Here is a 3069-nt window from a genome sequence, read left to right as displayed (position 1 = left end):
GCGCTCGGCGGCGGAGTCGAGGGCGGCGTAGCGGGCGTCCCGGGCGGCGGCCTCGGGGCCGCCGTCCCGGCCGACGGACACGGCGATGGACTCGACGGGGGCCAGGCCCAGCTCCCGCATCCGGTCGGCGACCTCGGCGGCGCGGACGTCGGAGCCCGGCTGGAGGCCGTGGTCGACGGTGACGCCGCCGGCGCGCAGGCCGAGCCGGGGGGCTTCGAAGGCGAGCGCGGAGGCGAGGGCCATGGAGTCGGCGCCGCCGGAGCAGGCGGCGAGCACGAGGGGACGGCTCTCACGGGGAACGGAGCCACGGGGGGCGGGCGCCTGGGCCGGGGAGGCCGGGGAGGGCTGCGCGGGGGCGGAGGCGGCCGGGGAGTCGACGAGGACGTCGTGGAGGACGCGGCGGACCGCCAGGCGTATCGCGGCGACCGCTGGATGGGGACCCATGTCCGTTTCCCATCTGTCATGCGAGGGAGTGCCTCGGGGGGCGAACGAGATGTCGTTACGCGGGGGGATTCGTCACGCTGTGTATGTCGATGGTGACAGAAGCGAGCTGTTCCCCGAGCATCGCACGCCTACCCGTCGCTAACGGTCCCTCGGACGAGTGATTAACGGGAGCATTCATCCGTTCCCAAGTGAGCCGGTTTCACGACTCTGCCTTACGGTGCACCCGCGCGACCCACTCGGCGGGTTTGCTGATCTCCGACTTGGTCGGGAGCGTGTTGGGGGACGTCCAGACCCGGTTGAAGCCGTCCATGCCGACCTGGTCCACCACGGCCCGTACGAACCGCTCACCGTCACGGTACTGCCGCAGCTTGGCGTCGAGCCCCAGCAGCTTGCGCAGCGCCTGGTCGAGGCGGCCCGCGCCGCTCGCCCGCCGCTTCTGGAACTTCTCGCGGATCTCGGCGACGGAGGGCACGACGTCCGGCCCGACCCCGTCCATCACATAGTCCGCGTGCCCCTCCAGCAGCGACATCACGGCGGTCAGCCGGGCCAGGATCTCGCGCTGGGCCGGGGTCTGGACCAGTTCGATGATGCTGGGCGAGGCGCCGCGCTCCGCGGCCTCCTCGCCGTCCGGCCGCCCGCCGCCGAGCGACTGGACGGCCTCCCGGATCCGCTCCAGCAGGGTGGCCGGATCCACGTCGGTCTCGCCCAGGAACGCCTGGATCTCGGACTCGATGTGGTCGCGCAGCCAGGGCACCGCGGTGAACTGCGTACGGTGCGTCTCCTCGTGCAGCGAGACCCACAGCCGGAAGTCGTGCGGGGCCACGTCCAGCTCGCGCTCCACATGGACGATGTTGGGGGCCACCAGCAGCAGCCGGCCGCCGCCCGCGGTCCCGGCGGGCAGGTCGCGGCTGGCGGGCGCGAACGTCTCGTACTGGCCGAGCACCCGGGAGGCCAGGAACGACAGCAGCATCCCCAGCTCGACGCCGGTCACCTTGCCGCCGACCGCGCCCAGGACCGCCCCGCCGGGCAGCCCGCCGCGCCGGTCCTGCATCTTGCCCAGCAGCGGCGACAGGATCTGGCGGAAGCCCGCGACATTCGCCCGGATCCAGCCCGCGCGGTCCACGACGAGGACGGGGGTGTCGGAGGCCGGGCCGCCGGGGACGGCCATCCGGGTGAAGCCGCGTACGTGCTCCTCCGAGGATTTCGCGTGCCGTCGCAGCTCCGCGACGACGGCACGCGCCTCGTCCCGGCTCACCTCGGGTCCCGGGCGCACCAGCCGGGTCGCGGTCGCGACGGCCAGGTTCCAGTCGACCATCTCCACACCACCGATGCTCGTCATGGCTTCACGGTACGTGGCCCGCGCCCCATCCGGGAGGAGACGACTCCCCCGCACACGCGGCCGCCCCCGGCCCGACCGGGCGACGCGTCACCCACGTCGCCCCAGGGGGGTGTCTTGCCGATCATGCCGGGCTCCCGACGCCTGGCACGGCACCTCGCGGCCCCGCGCTCGTCGCACGCAGCGCCGCTGCGCTCTCCTCACGCGGGTTGCGAGCCTCCCCCAGCTACCGCTGGGAGGTGCCCCCTGCACCAGACGCCGCTCGCTGATCCGGCCTGACCGACAAGACACCCCCTAGCCTCACCGGCATCCGCAGTTGGCGAGCGCCGAGGCCATCGTGTCCAGGGCGCGCTGGGCGCCCTGGGGGTCGGTGGTGCCGTTGGTCATGAACGCGAAGACCAGGAGCCGCCCGTCGGCGTCGACGACGCTGCCCGCCAGGGTGTTGACCCCGGTCAGGGTGCCCGTCTTGGCGCGCACCACACCGCGGCCGACGGTATCGGCGTCGTAGCGGGTGCGCAGGGTGCCGCTGAATCCGGCCACCGGCAGCCCGGTGAGCAGCGACCGCAGCTCGGGGTGGCCGATGTCCGCGGCCCGCACCAGCACCTGGGCGAGCAGCGCGGCGGAGACGTGGTCCTCGCGGTCGAGCCCGCTGCCGTCCGCGATCCGGGCGCCGGAGACCGGCAGCCGGAGCTTCTTCAGCCGGGCGGTCACCGCCTTCGCCGCGCCGTCGAAACTCGCGGGCTCACCGGCGGCGACGGCGGTCTGCCGGGCCAGGGCCTCGGCGATGTCGTTGTCGCTGTTGGTCAGCATCCGCTCGACGAGCGCGGACAGCGGCTGGGAGCGGACGGTGGCCAGCGGCCGGGGGCGCTTTCCGGCCTCCCGTTCCCGCGGGTCCCCGGTCACGTCGACGCCGCGGTCGCGCAGCATCGAGGCGAACGTCTTCGCCGCGTCGGCGGCGGGGTCCTCGGAGCGCGCGGCCGGGCCGTGGTCGCTGTCGTCGAGGCGGCCCTCGTCGGCCATCAGCGGGGCGACGGGCGAGATGTTCTCGTTGGGGCCGATGGGGTGCAGCCCGGGCCCGGAGTAGAGCGAGGTGTCGTACCCGAGCCGGACGGACGTCCGTCCGCGCTTCTTGAGGGCGCGGGCGGTGTCGTCGGCCAGGGCGCGCAGCGAGGCGGGCCGCTCGGCGCCCTTGGTGTCGCGGGCGGTGAGGGTCGGGTCGCCGCCGCCCACGAGCACGATGCCGTCGTCGTCGCCCTGGACCACGGTGGTCTTGATCCGGTAGTCGGGGG

The 3069-nt window shown here is 74.2% G+C and carries 3 protein-coding genes; all 3 read right to left on the bottom strand.

Annotation, left to right across the window (positions count from 1 at the left end):
* A partial coding sequence (locus tag SSOG_RS24135) for a PP-loop family protein (protein ID WP_039938554.1) occupies window positions 1-444 on the bottom strand: 444 nt, incomplete at its 3' end.
* 199 nt (window positions 445-643) lie between these two features.
* A complete protein-coding gene (locus SSOG_RS24130) occupies window positions 644-1783 on the bottom strand; it encodes a zinc-dependent metalloprotease (RefSeq protein ID WP_009716866.1) in 1140 nt (379 codons plus the stop codon).
* Between the two features lie 297 nt (window positions 1784-2080).
* Window positions 2081-3069: D-alanyl-D-alanine carboxypeptidase/D-alanyl-D-alanine endopeptidase (dacB, locus tag SSOG_RS24125; protein WP_039938552.1), on the bottom strand; the 989-nt coding region annotated here is incomplete at its 5' end.

Origin of the sequence: Streptomyces himastatinicus ATCC 53653, assembly GCF_000158915.1 — a bacterium.
Classification (GTDB): Bacteria; Actinomycetota; Actinomycetes; order Streptomycetales; family Streptomycetaceae; genus Streptomyces; species Streptomyces himastatinicus.
This window is presented reverse-complemented; position numbering and strand designations above follow the sequence as displayed.

Excerpts from the sequence above, each read along its gene's own strand:
- SSOG_RS24130 (WP_009716866.1), bottom strand. The coding sequence starts at position 1,783 with ATGACGAGCATCGGTGGTGTGGAGATGGTCGACTGGAACCTGGCCGTC.